Source organism: Polaromonas aquatica, from assembly GCF_042659145.1.
Lineage (GTDB): Bacteria > Pseudomonadota > Gammaproteobacteria > Burkholderiales > Burkholderiaceae_C > Polaromonas > Polaromonas aquatica.
The window spans coordinates 301417-318464 of record NZ_JBHSRS010000018.1 but is presented as its reverse complement, the minus strand read 5'-3'; the positions used below and the strand labels follow the sequence as shown (position 1 = coordinate 318464).

The following is a 17048-nucleotide window of genomic DNA, read 5'->3' as shown; positions in this document are numbered from 1 at the left end:
CGCAGTGAATTAGCCGGGCGACCCTGGCAAGTGCGCTGGCCCCGAACGCTTCGGCGTCCTGCTGCACGCCAGCAGCCCTCCGGTGAGGGGCTTTCGCAAGGCTGCGCGACAATCTGGCAGCATGAAACGTCCTGAAAGCCTGTATTTCCTGCCACAGTGCCAGCGCAGTGCCACCCGCCCTGCGGGAGCACGTTGATGTGGCGTTGCCTGATCATCGAAGACGATGTGGACAGCGCGCGCTACATTGGCGACGGCTTTCGCGAGCTTGGCCACAGCGCCGTTGTCTGCCGTGAAGGCCTCGAGGGGCTGACACGCGCGCTCAATGAGTCCTGGGACATCGTCATCCTGGACCGCATGCTGCCCAATGACGTCGATGGCCTGTCCATCCTCGCCTCGCTGCGAAGCCTGGGGCGCAGGATGCCGGTACTGGTTTTGAGCGCGCTCAGTTCGCTCGACGAGCGTGTACGCGGGCTGAAGGCCGGCGGCGACGACTACCTGACCAAGCCTTTTGCTTTTTCGGAACTGGCGGCCCGCGCCGAGGCGCTGGTGCGTCGCGCGCAGTTCGAGCCCGAAGCCAGGCAGTTGCAGGTCGCCGACCTGAAGGTTAACCTGCTCACGCGAAATGTAGAGCGCGCCGGAAAACCCGTGGCCCTGCAACCGCGCGAATTCCGGCTGCTGGCCTACCTCATGTCCCATCACGACCAGGTGCTGACGCGGACCATGCTGCTCGAAGCCGTGTGGGACTACAACTTCGATCCGCAGACCAATGTGATCGACGTGCAGATCAACCGCCTGCGCAAGAAGATAGACCACGGCTTTCAGCCCGCGCTCATCCACACCGTGCGTGGCGCGGGCTACCGCTTGTCCGCCCGCGGCGACGGGTTGTGATGACTGCCGCCTGATGATGCGGGACATGCTGAACCCGCTTCGTTCGCTCTGGCATTCGGTCGCTTTCCGGCTGGCGCTCAACTACGCCTTGCTGGCGGCCACCACGGTACTGGTCACGCTGACCATCTTCTACATGCAGACCGTCAACGAGCTCCAGCAGGCGTCGGCGCGGCAAATTACGCTGATGCTGCAGCACCTGCAGACGCAATACGCACTCGGCGGCCGCGCGGCGGTGGCCAGCGCCATCACGCAGATGCTCGTGGACGGCAAGGATTCGGACAGCGAGATCTATCTGCTGCTCGACGAATCGGGCCGCGTGCTGGCGGGCAACCTGGCGGAGCGGCCTGCGGGCTTGCGGGTAAGCGACCAGCCTGAAGAACACCCCGGTAGCGCGGCAGGCACAGGCCCCAGCCAGTTGCTGATGCGCGTGCTGCCCGACGGGGCTTCCCTGATTGTCGGTCACGACATGCGCGACGAGCAGCGCATGGAGCTGCTCGTCGGCCAGGCCAGCCGGGCGGCCGGGCTGATGGCGCTGTTGCTGGTGGTGGCCGGCACCTACGTTTTTCGCATGACGCTGGAGCAGCGCATCAATGCCATACGGGGCACGCTTGGGAGGGTCGGAACGCGCGGCATTACCGGCCTGCCGGTGCTGCCCGGCCCGCTTCAGCCGGACGACGAGTTCGGCCGCCTGAACCGGGACATCGGGCAGATGCTGGATCGCATGGCGCATCTGATGGACGGCGTGCGCCACGTGTCCAACACCATCGCGCACAACCTGCGCACGCCGCTGACACGGATCCTGGCGCAGCTCCGGGCCGCCGAGGGCGACGACGTCCCGGCCCACTTGCGTCAGGAAGTTATTTCATCGACCCGGCGGGCGCTCGAAGACCTGAACATCGTGTTCGAAAAACTGTTGCAAATCGCGGAGGCCGAGTCAGGCGCCGGCCGGCAAGGTTTTGTGCCTGTGGCATTGAACACGGTTGTGGCCGACGTGGTCGACCTGTATGCGGCTGTGGCCGAGGAGCGCGGCGGCAGCCTCGTGTTCCTGCCCGGAGAGCCGCTTGAAGTTGCCGGCGATCCCGATCTGCTGGCCGGCGCCATTGCCAATCTGGTGGACAACGCGCTCAAGTATTCGGACCAGTGCGTGGACGTGGTGTTGCGCACGCAGAGGCAGGGCGATAACGCGGTTCTGACCGTCACGGACCGGGGCCCCGGCATCCCCGTGGAGGACATGACGCGTGTCGGCACCCGGTTTTACCGTCGCGATAGCGCGCTGCCGGGCTACGGCCTCGGCCTGTCCAGCGTCTTTGCCGTGATTCAGCTCCATCACGGTAACTACCAGCTCAGCGCGGCCGTTCCCGGCAGCACGCGCCCGGGCCTGGCTGTACGAATCGCGCTGCCACTGCGGCAAGCCTGAAGCGGCCCCGCTGGCCGCGCTGCGGGCATGCGGCCAAACATGGAGAAATGGTCATCATCTGGTCATGAACTCCCGGCGTCTATCTTCTTAACATGGCGGGCCAGGTCCCCATGGGGGTGGACCCCAGAGGAGACTTTTCAGTGAAGATAAAAAGCCAGAGGGACTTTTTCGCGGGCATCATGTTTGCCGCCGTCGGTACAGCGTTTGCCGTGGGCGCCACCAACTACACGGTCGGGAACGCGGCGCGTATGGGCCCGGGCTACTTTCCACTTATCCTGGGTGTGATCACCGCGCTCATCGGCTGCGTCGTGATGTTTACATCGACCTTGTCCAAGGCCACTGATGGAGACCGGATCGGCCGCATCGCCTGGCGTCCGCTGCTCTTCATCATCGGGGCCAACATTGCTTTCGGGGTGCTGCTTGCCGGCTTGTCCAGCATCAAACTGCCGGCCATGGGCATGATCATCGCGATCTACGCGCTGACCTTCATCGCCAGCTTCGCGAGCAACGAATTCAGGTTCCGCAGCGTCTTCATCCTGGCCACCGTGCTGGCCGTTGGCAGCTATTTCGCCTTCGTGGTTGCGCTCAAGCTGCAGTTCCCGGTGTGGCCGGCCTTCATCACCGGTTAAGCCCAGGCTAAAGGAAACAAATAATGGAATTATTCGACAATCTTGCGCTCGGCTTCGGCGTTGCCTTCACTTTCCAGAACCTGATTTATGCACTTGTCGGTTGCCTGCTGGGCACGCTGATCGGCGTGCTGCCGGGCATCGGACCGGTCGCTACCATTGCCATGCTGCTCCCGGCGACTTACGCGCTGCCGCCTGTGTCTGCGCTCATCATGCTGGCCGGCATCTACTATGGTGCGCAGTACGGCGGCTCCACGACCGCCATTCTCGTCAACCTCCCCGGCGAGTCCTCCTCGGTTGTGACGGTGATCGACGGTTATCAGATGGCGCGCAAAGGCCGCGCGGGCCCGGCGCTCGCTGCGGCGGGCCTGGGCTCGTTTTTTGCCGGCTGCGTCGGCACCTTGATCCTGGCGGGCTTTGCCGCTCCCCTGACGGAGCTGGCTTTCAAGTTCGGGCCGGCCGAGTATTTCTCGCTGATGGTGCTCGGCCTCATCGGTGCGGTGGTGCTGGCCTCGGGCTCGCTGATCAAGGCCATCGGCATGATCATGGTTGGTTTGCTGCTGGGCCTTGTCGGCACCGACGTCAACTCGGGTGTGGCGCGCTACAGCTTCGACATTCCCGAACTCACCGACGGTATTGGTTTCATCGCTATTGCGATGGGTGTTTTTGGCTATGGCGAAATCATCAGCAACCTGGCCAAGCCCGATGAAGAGCGTGAGGTTTTCACCGCCAATGTCCAGGGCTTGTGGCCCACGCGTGAGGATTTCAAGGCCATGCTGCCGGCCGTGATGCGCGGCACGGCGCTCGGATCGGCGCTCGGCATCCTGCCGGGCGGGGGGGCTTTGCTGTCCGCCTTCGCTTCCTACACGCTTGAAAAGAAAATAAGCCTGAAGAAGGGCGAAATCCCGTTCGGCCAGGGCAACATCCGCGGCGTCGCCGGACCCGAGTCCGCCAACAACGCCGGTGCGCAAACATCCTTTATCCCCTTGCTGACACTGGGCATTCCTCCCAACGCCGTGATGGCGTTGATGGTCGGCGCCATGACCATCCACAACATCCAGCCGGGCCCGCAGGTCATGACCAGCAACCCCGAGCTGTTCTGGGGCCTGATCGCCTCCATGTGGATAGGCAACCTGATGCTGATTGTGTTGAACCTGCCGATGATCGGCATCTGGATCAAGTTGCTGACGATTCCCTACCGGTGGCTATTCCCGGCGATCGTGCTGTTCTGCGCCATCGGCGTTTATTCTGAGAACAACAACACTTTCGACGTATGGATGGTCGGCATTTTCGGCATCGTGGGTTATGCGTTTTACAAGCTCGGCTGTGAGCCCGCCCCCTTGCTGCTTGGCTTCATCCTCGGACCCATGATGGAGGAAAACCTGCGGCGCACGCTGCTGCTGTCGCGGGGTGACTGGAGCGTGCTGCTGTCGCGGCCAATCTCGGCCAGCCTGCTGGCGATCACGCTGTTGCTCATCATCATCGTCACTCTCCCCGCGATCAAGGCCAAGCGCGAAGACGTCTTCGTCGAGGACTGAGCGCCGCGCGCTGTCTGCGTTGCGAGCAGGACAGTGGCCCCTGGGGCACTGTCCCACACGCATTTCGGGCACTGGCTGAATCCAGCGCTTCATGGCCGGCGTATATAACGGAACACCATGAACCAGCCGGCTTCAACATTGCCCAGACGCTCCCTTCTTGCCATGCTGCCTGCGCTGCTAAGCGCTTGTTCCGGGGTAGATATCCTCAATGCCACGGTGGCCACGGACACCTACCAGCGAACCCCGGGCCAGGCTTATGGCCAGCATCCACGCCAGAAAGTCGACGTCTACCAGCCCAAAACGCCTGTCAGCAACCCGGCCATGGTGGTGTTTTTTTATGGCGGCAGCTGGTCGTCCGGTGACCGTGAAGACTATCGCTTCGTGGGCGAGGCGCTGGCTTCGCAGGGTGTGGTGGCCGTCGTTGCAGACTACCGCCTCAGCCCTGAATTCCGTTACCCCGTATTTGTCCAGGACAGCGCCAGCGCCGTGCGCTGGGCGTTTGACCATGCCGCTGAATATGGCGTCAAGCCCACCCGCATTTTTGTCATGGGCCACAGCGCCGGCGCCTATAACGCCGCCATGCTGGCACTGGACAAACGCTGGCTGGAAGCGGTCGGTCTGGCGCCCGCGCGGCTTGCGGGCTGGATAGGCTTGGCCGGCCCATACGATTTTTTACCTATTGGTGACGGGAAAACCCGGGTCGCCTTTAACTGGCCGGACACGCCCAAAGACAGCCAGCCGCTGCTCCACGCCTCGAACGCCTCGCCGCCGGCCCTGCTGCTGGCGCCTGTCCATGACGGGGTGGTGGATCCGCTGCGCAGCACCGTGGCCATGGCGCAGAAACTGAAAAACGCGGGTGTCCGGGTCGAGTCGGCGCAATTTGACGGCGTCAGCCATGCCACGCTGATTGCCGCCATGGCCTCGGTGCTCAGGGGACGGGCGCCGGTTCTGGCGCGCGTCACGGCATTCATCGGGTCCACAGGCTGAGGCCGGACGGTACCCCGCCCCAAACAGGCACAAGCCCCTCGAGGAGTCGCGCAATACACGAAGTGATAAGCGTGGGGGCCAGCGTGCGCCGCGCCGGGCTGCCCCAAGCAAGCACAGCCCCCTCGGGGGGCAGCGTAATACACGAAGTGATAAGCGTGGGGGCCGCACTTCTCCACGGCAGTTAGAATTGGGGTCCCGGTTACCTCGCGGTTACGGCCATCCAATGCAGCGCCATCGTTGCCAGGCTTCCGCCGGAAACCCACTCTTTTTCACAGCGTTTTTAATTTTCTGGGGATTCGATCATGGCACTCGTTTCGATGCGCGAGCTGCTGGACCATGCGGCAGTCAACGGCTACGGCATTCCGGCTTTTAACGTCAACAACCTCGAACAGGTGCAGGCCGTGATGGAAGCTGCAAAGGAAACCGGCGCGCCGGTGATCCTGCAGGCCAGCGCCGGCGCCCGCAAATATGCCGGCGAGCCCTTTATCAAACACCTGATCGAAGCCGCCATCGAGATGTACCCCAACATCCCGCTGGTCATGCACCAGGACCACGGTCAGAACCCCGACGTTTGCCAGGGTGCAATCAACCTGGGCTTTTCGTCCGTGATGATGGACGGCTCGCTGGAAGCCGATGGCAAAACCATCGCCAGCTACGAGTACAACGTCGAAGTGACGAAAAAAGTGTCCCAGATGGCGCACAAATACGGCGTCACGATTGAAGGTGAACTGGGTTGCCTGGGCTCCCTGGAAACCATGAAGGGCGACAAGGAAGACGGCCACGGCACCGACGCCACCATGACTCGCGAGCAGCTGCTGACCGACCCCGAGCAGGCGGCAGACTTCGTCAAGCAAACGCAGATCGACGCGCTGGCAATTGCCATAGGCACCAGCCACGGCGCCTACAAATTCAGCCGCAAGCCCACCGGCGACATCCTGGCGATTGACCGCATCAAGGAAATCCACAAACGCATCCCGAGCACGCACCTGGTCATGCATGGGTCTTCATCCGTGCCGCAGGAACTGCTGGCCATCATCCGCCAGTACGGCGGCGCCATGAAGGAAACCTACGGCGTGCCGGTCGAGGAAATCCAGGAAGCCATCAAGCACGGCGTGCGCAAGATCAATATCGACACCGACATCCGCTTGGCCATGACAGGCGCGGTGCGCAAGTTCCTGGCCGAGAACCCCGAGAAGTTCGACGCGCGCGAATGGCTCAAACCCGCCCGCGAGGCCGCCAAGGCGCTGTGCAAGCAGCGTTACATCGAGTTCGGCTGCGAAGGCCAGGGCGCGAAGATCAAGGGTGACACCCTGCAGGTCGTGGCCGCCAAATACGCCAAAGGCGAGCTGGCGCAGGTGGTTCAATAAAACACCTGCCGCCGCCCTCGCGGATTGGCGATAATTCAAGGCCCGTGGACTCTGCCTGAGTCGCGCGGGCTTTTTCACTTTGACACCCATCATGACCCAAGCGCTCCACACCTCCGCCCTGACTTCCCTGCCCTTGCTCGCCCGCGGCAAGGTGCGTGACAACTACGCCGTCGGCAAGGACCGCCTGCTGATGGTCGCCAGCGACCGCCTGAGCGCGTTTGACGTGATCCTGGGTGAGCCGATTCCCGGCAAGGGCGCGCTGCTGACGCAGATGGCGCTGTTCTGGTTTGGCCGGCTGGGCCATATCTGCCCCAACCACCTGACCGGCGAGGCGCCGGAAAGCGTGGTTACGGCCGAAGAAATCCCGCAGGTCCGGGACCGCTCCATGCTGGTCAAGCGCCTGAAGCCGATTCCGGTCGAGGCGGTGGTGCGCGGTTACCTGGCAGGCAGCGGCTGGAAGGAATACCAGGACAGCCAGGCCGTGTGCGGCGTGCCACTGCCCGCAGGCCTGAAAAACGCCGGCAAGCTGCCCGAGCCCATCTTCACGCCGGCCGCCAAGGCCGATGTGGGCGAGCATGACGAAAACATCAGCTACGAGCAGGTCGTCAAGGTGGTCGGCCCGGAACTGGCCGCGCAGATCAAAAAGATCAGCATCCAGATCTACCAGGAAGCCGCGGCTTTTGCCCTGACCAAGGGCATCATCATTGCCGACACCAAGTTCGAGTTTGGCCTGGACGAAAACGGTACGCTGACCTTGATGGACGAGGTGCTCACGCCCGATTCCTCGCGCTACTGGCCCATCGAAGGTTATGAAGCTGCCTATGCCCTAGGTGCGAACCCGCCAAGCTACGACAAGCAGTTTGTGCGCGACTGGCTGGAGGCCGTGCGCATCAACGGCAAACCCTGGGACAAGACACCGCCGGCACCGCACCTGCCGCCGGATGTGATCGGCAAGACCGCCGCCAAGTACCGCGAAGCGCTGGAGCGCCTGACCGCCGCCTGAGTCCCCGCAGGGGCCGGCAAACCGCCTTCACTCCCATGGGAGCAGGCGGTTTTTTTACGCATGAAAATATTGTGAAAATGGGCCTCAGCCCAGTATTGATGCGCGCAACCAGCTATCAAAACAGGAGTGATAAAGGCCCTGCCGCAGCGCGCCGCAAGCCTGTCACAGCCGGCTAACACCACAAGAGCCCGCTGCTGCTCAAGAATGTCCCCTTTCACTCACCAATGACAGGAGACAGACATGGCTGCCAAAAAGATTCTGATGATTTGCGGGGACTATTGCGAAGACTACGAAACCATGGTGCCCTTCCAGGCGCTGCTGGCCGTGGGCCATACCGTGCACGCGGTCTGCCCGGACAAAAAGGCCGGCGACCACATCAAGACCGCCATCCATGACTTTGAAGGCGCGCAGACCTACAGCGAAAAGCCAGGCCACAACTTTGTGCTGAATGCCTCCTTTTCCGACATCAAGGCCGAAAGCTACGACGCGCTGCTGCTGCCCGGCGGCCGCGGCCCTGAATACCTGCGCACCTACCCGGCCGTGGTGGCCATGGTGAAGCACTTTTTCAGCAGCAACAAGCCGGTCGCGGCTATCTGCCATGCGGCACAACTGCTGGCGGGCGCTGACGTGCTTGAGGGGCGGACCTGCTCGGCCTACCCGGCCTGCCGCACCGAGGTGGAGCGCGCCGGCGGCACCTATGCCGATATCGCCATTGACGCCGCCCATACAGAGGGCAACCTGGTGTCGGCACCGGCCTGGCCGGCACACCCGGCCTGGATCGCCCAGTTCCTGGCCCTGCTCGGGACGCGGATCACGCATTGACGCCGGCCAGCGCAAGTTGCATGATTTCAGGCTGCCTGAGACCTGACAGGGCAGACTGAAACCCCAACCCGCTGGAGACACAACATGTGCGAGGTCTTTATCAGCGCCGACCCGGCGCTCTACGAAAGCCGTATCCGCTCGGTGCGCCTGCACGGCGTGGCCACCAGCATACGGCTGGAGAACCTGTTCTGGGACGTGCTGGGCGAGATTGCCAGCCGCGACGGCATGAGCGTGCCCCAGCTGTGCACCAAACTGCACGACGAGCTGCTGGCCGAACGCGACGGGGTGGACAATTTTGCGTCCTTCCTGCGGGTGTGCTGCGGCCGCTACCTGGCGCTGCAGCTGTCGGGCGGCATCCCGCGCGACGCCTCGATTCCCATCGGCAGCCTGAACGCGCAGCGCGTGCTGGCGACCGAACGGCGGCCGTTTTCTTCAAGCGGCGCGCCGCACAGGCTGGTGGCCTGATGCGCTGATCAGCTCAGTACCACGCTGCTCAGGCGGCGGCGGTAGGTGGCGACGACCGGGTCTTCCGGGGGGATCTGGCCATCGGCGACCTTTGGTTTGGGCGCTTCCATGATGTCGAGGATGGCGATATAGGTCTTGCGCGCCAGGTCCTCGCTCCAGGTTTTGTCGCGCATCAGGATGTCCAGCAACTCGTCCAGCGCATCGGTCCAGCGGTTCTGGGCCATCAGCCAGCGGGCCCTGTCAAAACGCGCCTGGAAATCACGCTTGTTGGCCGCAATTTTTGCGTTAAATCCGGCCTCGGCCCCCGCTTCATTTGCGTGACCAGCTACAAAATCAATAGCATCCATCCAGCGTTTGAGCGAGTCGAAGCGGCGCACCGCGGCGGTCTGGGCGATGACTGGGGCAAACGCCACCTTGGCATCGTCGTCGCTGCCGTCCAGCAACAGCGCCTTCACCAGCTCAAAACGTGCATTTTCGTTGGCCGGGTCTTTCGCCACATCCTGCCTGAGCTTTTCCAGCACGGCTTCGGGCGAGGTGTCGGCTTCAAGGGCCGGCTCTTCTTCCGCGGGCAGTTCCTCACCGGGCGGCAGGTGCTTGTCCAGGAATTCCTTGACCTTGCCCTCGGGCAGCGCCCCGGTAAAACCGTCCACCGGCTGGCCGTTGACCATCAGGATGCAGGTCGGAATGCTCTTGATGCCGAAGGCCGCGCCCAGCTGCTGCTCCTGGTCGGAGTCGATCTTCACCAGCTTGAAGCGCCCACCGTAGGCGGCCTCGACCTTTTCCAGGATGGGCCCGAGTGACTTGCAGGGCCCGCACCAGGGTGCCCAGAAATCAATCAGCACCGGGGTGGTCATGGAAGCCGTGATGACTTCCTGTTCAAAGTTGGCAATGGTGACGTCGATCATGATCTGTAGGAGTTTGGGATTGGAGGGGATTTTTCAACCGAAGGGAGGGTAGCACGCCGCCGGCCCCTGACCCCTTAAAATCGGTGTTTACCGGCGCACAGCCCCTGCAACCTCTGGGCAGCCTCAAAACAGCCCCAGACCGAAAAGATTCCATATGACCACACACAATCCCGCAAGCCCCGCCGCCAAACCCGTGGTTGGCGTGGTGATGGGCTCCAGCAGCGACTGGGAGACCATGCAGCATGCGGTGCAGATACTTACAGAATTCGGCATTGCCCATGAGGCGCGCGTGGTGTCCGCGCACCGCATGCCCGATGAGCTGTTTGCCTATGCAGAACAGGCCTCGGGCCGCGGCCTGCAGGCCATCATCGCAGGCGCCGGCGGCGCGGCCCACCTGCCGGGCATGCTGGCAGCCAAGACAACCGTGCCGGTGCTCGGTGTGCCGGTGGCCAGCAAACACCTGCAGGGTGTGGATTCGCTGCACAGCATTGTGCAAATGCCCAAGGGCGTGCCGGTGGCCACCTTTGCCATAGGCAATGCCGGTGCGGCCAATGCGGCGCTGTTTGCGGTGGCCATGCTGGCCCTGCACGACAAAACACTGCTTGAAAAGCTGCAGGCCTTTCGCACAGCGCAAACCGCTGCCGCACACGCCATGACTTTGCCGCCCCAATGAGCCAGGCCCCCATTTTCCCGGGCACTGTCTCCGCTTCAGGCCGGCCCGCCACATTGGGTGTCATGGGCGGCGGCCAGCTGGGCCGCATGTTTGTGCACGCCGCGCAGCGCCTGGGGTACTTCACCGCAGTGCTGGACCCGGACCCGCACAGCCCCGCCGGGCTGGTCAGCCACCACCATGTCCAGACGGATTACAGCGACGCCAGCGGCCTGGCGCAGCTGGCCGCGCTCAGTGACGCCGTCACCACCGAATTTGAAAACGTGCCCGCCGGCGCGCTGCAAACGCTGGCCGGCCAGCGGCCGGTAGCGCCCGGCGCTGCCGCCGTGGCGATTGCGCAAAACCGCATCGAGGAAAAATCGCATTTCGTCGCCTGCGCCCATGTGTCGGGTGTGAGCTGCGCGCCCTATGCGGTGATAGAGACGCCGGCGCAGCTTGAGGCGGTGCCCGCCGAACTGCTGCCCGGCATCCTGAAGACGGCGCGCATGGGTTACGACGGCAAGGGCCAGGTGCGCGTTAAAAACGCGGCTGAACTGGCGGCGGCCTGGGGCGAGCTGAAGCAGGTGCCCTGCGTGCTGGAAAAGCTCATGCCGCTGAAAGCCGAATGCTCCGTCATCGTGGCACGCGGCTGGAACGGCGACATTGTGGGTTTTGCGCCGCAGCGCAACGTGCATGTGGACGGCATCCTCGCCGTCACCCATGCTTATGAGTCAAATATGCCCGCGGCCCTCGCATTGCGCGCGCAGGCAGCTACCAAATCAATAGCAAACCACATCGGCTATGTGGGTGTGCTGTGCGTCGAGTTTTTTGTCATTGACGACGGCAGCGAACACGGTGGCCTGATCGTCAACGAGATGGCGCCGCGCCCGCACAACAGCGGCCACCACACCATGGACGCCTGCGATGTCTCGCAGTTTGACCTGCAGGTGCACGCCATGGCCGGCCTGCCCTTGCCGGCGCCGCGCCAGCATTCGCCGGCCATCATGCTTAACCTGCTGGGTGACGTGTGGTTCGATCCACAGGGCCAGATGCGCACACCCGACTGGCAGGCCGTGCTGGCCTTGCCGGGCGCGCATCTGCACCTGTACGGCAAGCTGCATGCGCGGCCGGGCCGCAAGATGGGCCACCTCAACATCACGGGCGCAGACCTTGCCGGCGTGAAAGCCACGGCGCGCAAGGCCGCCGATATCCTGGGCCTGCCCGGGCTTGACGGCATCTGATGATCCTGCCCGGTACCGACCCGCAAGCCATTCTCCAGGCCGCCCGCCGGATCCAGTCCGGGGGGCTGGTCGGCTTTCCGACGGAGACGGTGTATGGCCTGGGCGCGGATGCATCGAGTGATGCTGCGGTGGCCGGCATTTTTGCCGCAAAGGGCCGGCCCTCAGACCATCCGCTGATTGTCCATGTGGCCGATGTGGCCCAGGTCAATGACTACGCCAGCAGCGTGCCACCCTTTGCGGCCAGCCTGATGAAAGCCTTCTGGCCCGGTCCGCTGACGGTGATCCTGCCGCGCAAGCCGGGTGTCGCGGCTGCAGCCGCCGGCGGGCAGAACTCCGTGGGCCTGCGTTGCCCTGCGCACCCGGTGGCGCTGGCTTTTTTGAAAGCCTGCAACACCGGCGTGGCCGGTCCCAGCGCCAACCGTTTTGGCCGCGTCAGCCCGACCACCGCGCAACATGTGGCGGGCGAGTTTGACGAGGAACTGCTGGTGCTGGATGGTGGGCCGTGTACGGTCGGTATTGAGTCCTGCATTGTCGATTGCACGCGTGGCCGGCCGGTGCTGCTGCGCCCCGGCGTGCTCACGCGCGACCAGCTCGAGGCCGCTTGCGGCGAGCCGGTGCTGACGAAGGATGAAGTTCTGCTTGAAGAGGGCGCTGCGCCGCGAGCTTCCGGCACGCTGGAGGCACATTACGCGCCGAATGCCAAGGTACGCTTGATGGATGCGGGGCCCATACAAACCGCGCTTGACTTATTGGGCACAGAAGCGGCGCACATCGCGGTCTATGCCCGCAGCATTGTGCGCATCAAATCGTCGAAGGTGTTGTACCGCCGAATGCCCGACGACGCGCTGGCGACGGCGCAACAGCTGTTTGCCGTGCTGCGTGATTTTGACGCCCAGGGCGTCAAGCTGATCTGGATTGAGCACCCGCCCGGGACCGCGGAATGGGACGGCGTGCGGGACCGTTTGGGGCGGGCTGCGGCGAGCTGAGCTTTCCAGGCACTCCCTGGCTTGCGGCCAGGCGGCCTCATTTGTTCAATGGCCGGGGAATCGAGCGTCCCTTGTCCTTCTCGGCCACGATGAACTCCACGAAACGCAGATTCTCCGTGGTACTCGGGTTCCAGTGCGCATGGATGGTTCCGGTCGGAACGAACAGGCTCTCCCCCGCGCGCAGCGTGACGGGCGGCTTGCCATCCTCCTGGAAAACACCCGTGCCGGACAGGATATGGAAGGTGATCGCCGCCGGGTGGAAGTGCCGGGGGTTGATCCCGCCGGGCGCATATTCCGCCTCGAAGACCATCACTTCCTGGTTGGCCGTGTTGGGCAAGACGCGCCTGAGCAGGGGCTCGTGGGGTATGGCACCCTGCTTCACCTGGGCGGACGGCATCTCTTGTGCCGACGCCGGTTGCAGCATGGCGCCGAGAACCATGGCCAGTAACGCAAGTGGCTTCTTCATTTGAATCTCCTGGTTGAATCCTTGTTGGATGACAGCCTGGACGGTAGCATCGTGGGTATCTGTTGTGTATCGTTTTTTATACATCGGATATAACTGCCTGGTTTCAACAAGGAGTGCGCATGAAGTCTGTCGATGCCATCGTCCGGCGGGTCACGCTGCGGGAACTCCGGCTGCTGGCCGCCATCGCCCATTCCGGCAGCATCCTGAAGGCAGCACAGGAGGTGGGCCTCAGCCAGCCCGCGCTATCGAAAGCCCTGGCTGACCTTGAAGAGACGCTGGGCGTGCGTTTGTTCGACCGTACCAACCGTGGCGTCGAGCCAACGCCGCACGGCAGCGTATTCATCCGCCGGGCGCTCGCAGTATTTGACGAGATGCGCCGCGGGGTTGAAGAACTCAAGGTCCTCACGGATTCAACTGGTGGCGAGATTCGCATGGGGGGCACGCCCACGATGTGTGGCGGATTTTTATCGCATGCGGTTGCCAGCATGGAGCGCGAGCGGCCGGGCATTCGTTACAAGCTGCTTGAACTGGAGTCGGAGAGGCTGGCCACGGAGGTCAGGAACCGGTTGATTGATATCGGCATTGGCCGCGAGCCGCCGGTTCGCCCGGATGGTGAGTTGTCCTTTGAACGGCTGTTTGACGACCCGCTGTATGTGGTCGCAGGGGCAGACCATCCGCTGGCCCGGCGGCGGCGCATCACGCTGGCCGACCTGGCGGACCAGCGCTGGGTGCTGCCGATGCCGCAGACGCCCGTCAGCGGTCAGCTGCGCGCCGCTTTCGAGCGTCAGGGGGCAGCGATGCCGGAGTCCATTGTCACCAGCATGTCCGTGCTGGTTCGTCACGAATTGCTTTCGACGAGCCGTTTCCTTACGGTACTCTACGGATCGATGCTGCAGTTCGGCAACATGCCTTCCCGCCTGCGTATCCTGCCTGTGGAACTGTCTGCGAGACTATCGATTGGTGTTTACAAACTGGAGGGGCGAACGCTCTCACCCGCTACGGAGCTGTTCATTGAGAGCATGAAAACCTTTGCCGCACGCATGCGTACGGCCAGCGTCGACATGCTCCAGCGTGCGCTGCGGGACCGCTAGACGGCGCGTGCGGCAGGTCGTGCTTTTCGTATTTTTGATTCAGTTTATCCATGAGCAAACTCTCCCACACCCGTGACAAGATCTACAGGACGGTGGCCCGCCAGATGCATGGCATCGTGCCCTGCTGGGTTTGCGGCGAACATGTGCTGCCCGAGGCTGCGACGCTGGAACATATCCAGCCTTTAAGTGAAGGCGGCAACAGCCACGCTGAAAACCTGGCTATCAGCCATGAAGCCTGCAACAACCAGCGCCACGCCAAGGGGCAGGTCACCCTCTCCGAGGCCATGGATGGCCGGGTGCAGCGGCGTACGGTAAAAACGTAAACGCCGCCGGCCGCGGCATCACGCGATCAGGCTTGCGCCTTGAGCGGCAGGGCCTGGACGGGCAGCTTCATGCCGACGCCCAGGCGATTCCATGCATTCATCTGCGCGATGGCAAATGTCAGCTCGGCCACTTCGCGCTCGCTGAAATGGGCGGCCAGCGGCTCGTAGTCGGCATCGGGCGCCTGGGTCTGGGTCAGCAAGGTCAGGCTTTCCGCCCAGTTGAGTGCGGCGCGCTCGCGTGCGGTGAAAAAAGCCACTTCGCGCCAGGTGAGCAGGCTGTTGATGCGCTGAAAGGTTTCCCCGTCCGCGAGCAGGTCGCGCGCATGCAGGTCCAGGCAATAGGCGCAGCCGTTGACTTGCGAAACGCGCAGGTAAACCAGGTCCAGCAGGGGTTTGCCCAGCGTGGATTTGCCCACGGCGGTGGTCACGGCGACCATGGCGCGTAGGGCTTCAGGAGCCAGCTCCCGGTGGGGCAGGCGTGCAGTCGTGTTCATGAAAACTCCTTGTAGATGAAGACTCAGGAATTTGAAGCTTCACCTGCAAGACGCGACGCTCAGGTCATCTGTGACAGGACTCGTGCCAGCTTGTGTGGATTGCGTTGTGTGCGGATCTCGGTGACCAGGCCGTTCTCGAAATAAATCGCCTGTACCGATTCCAGCTGCCCATTCACAAAACGCAACAGGCCAGGCGTGCCGTTGATACCGGCAATCTCGATCCGTATGGCATCGCCGTGGCGGCGTGCCACGGCGTAGTAAAGCTGCGCCAGCCGCTGGGCACCGCGCACTATCTTGCCAAAGGACGGCACCACGCCGCCGCCATCGCTGATCAGGGCCGCGTCGTCGCTGAACAAGGCTTTCAGCGCAGCCATGTCGCCGCCCCGTGCCGCCGCGGCAAAACGCTCGAGCAATTGCAGGTGTTCTTCGCGGCTGACGCTGAAGCGGGTTTTCTCTGCGCGAACCTGGCTTTTGGCGCGGCTCACCAGCTGGCGGCAGGCAGCCTGGGTTTTTCCCAGTGTTTGTGCGATGTCGGGGTAATCGGCATCAAACACTTCCCGCAATAAAAATGCGGCGCGTTCGTCCGGTGTCAGTTTTTCCAGCACTGCCAGAAAGGCCAGCGAGATGTCGCCAGCCAGTTCCAGCAGGTGCTCGGGTGAATCCGGGCCATCGGTAAGCAGGGGCTCGGGCAGCCAGAAACCGGTGTAATGCGCGCGTTCGGTCTTGGCGGCGCGCAGCCGGTCTATGGACAGGCGTGTGGCCACGGTGACCAGCCAGGCTTCTGCGCTTTGCAGCGCTTCAGGGCGCGCCGCGCTCCAGCGCAGCCAGGCGTCCTGCACGACATCTTCGGCATCGGCGCGCGAGCCCAGCATGCGGTAGGCCAGCGCCATCAGGCGCGGGCAGTGCTCATGGAATATGGCGGCAGGGTCGGGCGAGGCTGTGGGCGTGTTCGGGGCGTTAAGGGTATTTGGGGATAGGGTGTCCATGGGCAACACAAGACGTGCGGGTCAGTGCTGTTGTGACAAGGCGGTGCAAAAAAACCTTGCATGGTTTGCCCGCAGGCCGGGTATCCATCAGTCGCATATGTAAAAAGTCGTGCGGTCTTCTCGGCTGGCCGCAGGGCTATTAGCGTGCTGAGTCTTCGCCGAGCGGTGCGAGGTCCGAGGAATAGGTGCGGTCGCCAAGCTGGATGTCGGCGCTCTTTTGCCAGGCGGCTTCAAAGGCCGCGAGTTCTTCGGCAGTCACCTGCTCGTACTTTTCGATGTTGCTGAGCGCCGGCCCGGCCGGCGATGCGGCAAGACTTGCCGGAGCGGATGGGCGGGCCCACTCGGCGACAGGTGCAGCCAGGGTTTCATCGATACGCCAGTAAATGCCGCCCACGACGAGTCCGTAGCGGGTGAGTGCATTTTTTGTCAGTGCTGCGGCGATCCCGGCCAGTTGCCGGTGCTGGCCCTGCTCGCTTTCCATGAACATGGGCGACATGTCCAGCATGACCACATAACAATGCCCGCGCTTGTCGGTGCGCATCACCTTGAAACGGTAGCTGCTGGCTTCTATGAAATGGCTTTTCAGGGTTGAGCGCACGGTTTCAAAGAGCAGCTCGCGGCGAAATGCCATGCGCTCTTCGAGGTTCATCTTGACCGGCAGCGTTTCAGGCCCCTGCGCACGGCCCGGGCCATGGTCCTTCAGAACGTTTTTCTGGCCGCGGGTTGACGAAAAAAAGTCTTGAAAAATAGGCATATGGAAAAGGACCAAAAACAGTTGCGCCAGCTGGGGGCGT

The 17048-nt window shown here is 63.2% G+C and carries 19 protein-coding genes; 14 read left to right on the top strand and 5 right to left on the bottom strand.

Going from position 1 to position 17048, the window contains the following annotated elements; translation table 11 throughout:
• Window positions 1-195: 195 nt before the first annotated feature.
• From ACFQND_RS09960 to ACFQND_RS09920, 9 genes are all read left to right on the top strand, one after another.
• Window positions 196-888: a winged helix-turn-helix domain-containing protein gene (locus ACFQND_RS09960; RefSeq protein ID WP_371437174.1), complete on the top strand. Its 693-nt coding sequence runs from the start codon at window positions 196-198 to the stop codon at window positions 886-888.
• Between the two features lie 25 nt (window positions 889-913).
• Entirely contained in the window at window positions 914-2305 is a 1392-nt protein-coding gene (locus ACFQND_RS09955) for a sensor histidine kinase (RefSeq protein WP_371437173.1), read from the top strand.
• 140 nt (window positions 2306-2445) lie between these two features.
• Window positions 2446-2934: a tripartite tricarboxylate transporter TctB family protein gene (locus ACFQND_RS09950; protein ID WP_371437172.1), complete on the top strand. Its 489-nt coding sequence runs from the start codon at window positions 2446-2448 to the stop codon at window positions 2932-2934.
• A 23-nt stretch (window positions 2935-2957) separates the two neighbouring features.
• Complete coding sequence (locus tag ACFQND_RS09945; protein WP_371437171.1) at window positions 2958-4469, top strand: tripartite tricarboxylate transporter permease; 1512 nt, start codon at window positions 2958-2960, stop codon at window positions 4467-4469.
• Window positions 4470-4586: 117 nt separating this feature from the next.
• Window positions 4587-5456, top strand: a complete 870-nt coding sequence (locus ACFQND_RS09940; protein WP_371437170.1) for an alpha/beta hydrolase — start codon at window positions 4587-4589, stop codon at window positions 5454-5456.
• A gap of 302 nt (window positions 5457-5758) precedes the next feature.
• Window positions 5759-6823: a class II fructose-bisphosphate aldolase gene (fba, locus tag ACFQND_RS09935; protein WP_371437169.1), complete on the top strand. Its 1065-nt coding sequence runs from the start codon at window positions 5759-5761 to the stop codon at window positions 6821-6823.
• A gap of 91 nt (window positions 6824-6914) precedes the next feature.
• Window positions 6915-7826, top strand: a complete 912-nt coding sequence (locus ACFQND_RS09930; protein ID WP_371437168.1) for a phosphoribosylaminoimidazolesuccinocarboxamide synthase — start codon at window positions 6915-6917, stop codon at window positions 7824-7826.
• A 240-nt stretch (window positions 7827-8066) separates the two neighbouring features.
• Window positions 8067-8648 (top strand): DJ-1/PfpI family protein, encoded by a 582-nt coding sequence (locus tag ACFQND_RS09925; protein ID WP_371437167.1) that lies wholly within the window; start codon window positions 8067-8069, stop codon window positions 8646-8648.
• 84 nt (window positions 8649-8732) lie between these two features.
• A complete protein-coding gene (locus ACFQND_RS09920) occupies window positions 8733-9113 on the top strand; it encodes a ribbon-helix-helix domain-containing protein (protein ID WP_371437166.1) in 381 nt (126 codons plus the stop codon).
• Window positions 9114-9121: 8 nt separating this feature from the next.
• On the opposite strand, the gene trxA is transcribed toward ACFQND_RS09920, so the two are convergent.
• Entirely contained in the window at window positions 9122-10018 is an 897-nt protein-coding gene (gene trxA / locus ACFQND_RS09915) for a thioredoxin (RefSeq protein ID WP_371437165.1), read from the bottom strand.
• Between the two features lie 154 nt (window positions 10019-10172).
• On the opposite strand from trxA, the gene purE reads away from it, so the two are divergent.
• From purE to ACFQND_RS09900, 3 genes are read left to right on the top strand one after another with little or no spacing between them, the layout of a single operon-like run.
• Complete coding sequence (gene purE / locus ACFQND_RS09910) at window positions 10173-10691, top strand: 5-(carboxyamino)imidazole ribonucleotide mutase (RefSeq protein WP_371437164.1); 519 nt, start codon at window positions 10173-10175, stop codon at window positions 10689-10691.
• Window positions 10688-11908 (top strand): 5-(carboxyamino)imidazole ribonucleotide synthase, encoded by a 1221-nt coding sequence (locus ACFQND_RS09905; RefSeq protein ID WP_371437163.1) that lies wholly within the window; start codon window positions 10688-10690, stop codon window positions 11906-11908. The genes purE and ACFQND_RS09905 overlap by 4 nt, the downstream gene beginning before the upstream one ends.
• The gene (locus ACFQND_RS09900) at window positions 11908-12894 is read left to right on the top strand and encodes an L-threonylcarbamoyladenylate synthase (protein ID WP_371437162.1); all 987 of its coding nucleotides are present in this window, start codon (window positions 11908-11910) and stop codon (window positions 12892-12894) included. Before ACFQND_RS09905 ends, ACFQND_RS09900 begins: the two co-directional genes overlap by 1 nt.
• A 37-nt stretch (window positions 12895-12931) precedes the next feature.
• On the opposite strand, the gene ACFQND_RS09895 is transcribed toward ACFQND_RS09900, so the two are convergent.
• A complete protein-coding gene (locus ACFQND_RS09895; RefSeq protein WP_371437161.1) occupies window positions 12932-13360 on the bottom strand; it encodes a cupin domain-containing protein in 429 nt (142 codons plus the stop codon).
• Window positions 13361-13479: 119 nt separating this feature from the next.
• Between ACFQND_RS09895 and ACFQND_RS09890 the strand changes: the two genes are divergently transcribed.
• Both ACFQND_RS09890 and ACFQND_RS09885 read left to right on the top strand, forming a co-directional pair.
• Window positions 13480-14451: a LysR family transcriptional regulator gene (locus ACFQND_RS09890; protein WP_371437160.1), complete on the top strand. Its 972-nt coding sequence runs from the start codon at window positions 13480-13482 to the stop codon at window positions 14449-14451.
• A 50-nt stretch (window positions 14452-14501) separates the two neighbouring features.
• Complete coding sequence (locus ACFQND_RS09885; protein ID WP_371437159.1) at window positions 14502-14774, top strand: HNH endonuclease; 273 nt, start codon at window positions 14502-14504, stop codon at window positions 14772-14774.
• A gap of 26 nt (window positions 14775-14800) precedes the next feature.
• Here the strand turns inward: ACFQND_RS09885 and ACFQND_RS09880 are convergent, their stop codons facing one another.
• The 3 genes from ACFQND_RS09880 to ACFQND_RS09870 form a co-directional block, all read right to left on the bottom strand.
• Window positions 14801-15268, bottom strand: coding sequence for a carboxymuconolactone decarboxylase family protein (locus ACFQND_RS09880; protein ID WP_169132474.1), 468 nt, complete (start codon window positions 15266-15268; stop codon window positions 14801-14803).
• Window positions 15269-15327: 59 nt separating this feature from the next.
• Window positions 15328-16254 carry an RNA polymerase sigma-70 factor gene (locus tag ACFQND_RS09875; RefSeq protein ID WP_371437158.1) on the bottom strand — a complete coding sequence of 309 codons (927 nt, stop codon included), beginning with the start codon at window positions 16252-16254 and terminating at the stop codon, window positions 15328-15330.
• Window positions 16255-16393: 139 nt separating this feature from the next.
• Window positions 16394-17008, bottom strand: a complete 615-nt coding sequence (locus tag ACFQND_RS09870; RefSeq protein ID WP_371437157.1) for a hypothetical protein — start codon at window positions 17006-17008, stop codon at window positions 16394-16396.
• Window positions 17009-17048 lie beyond the last annotated feature (40 nt).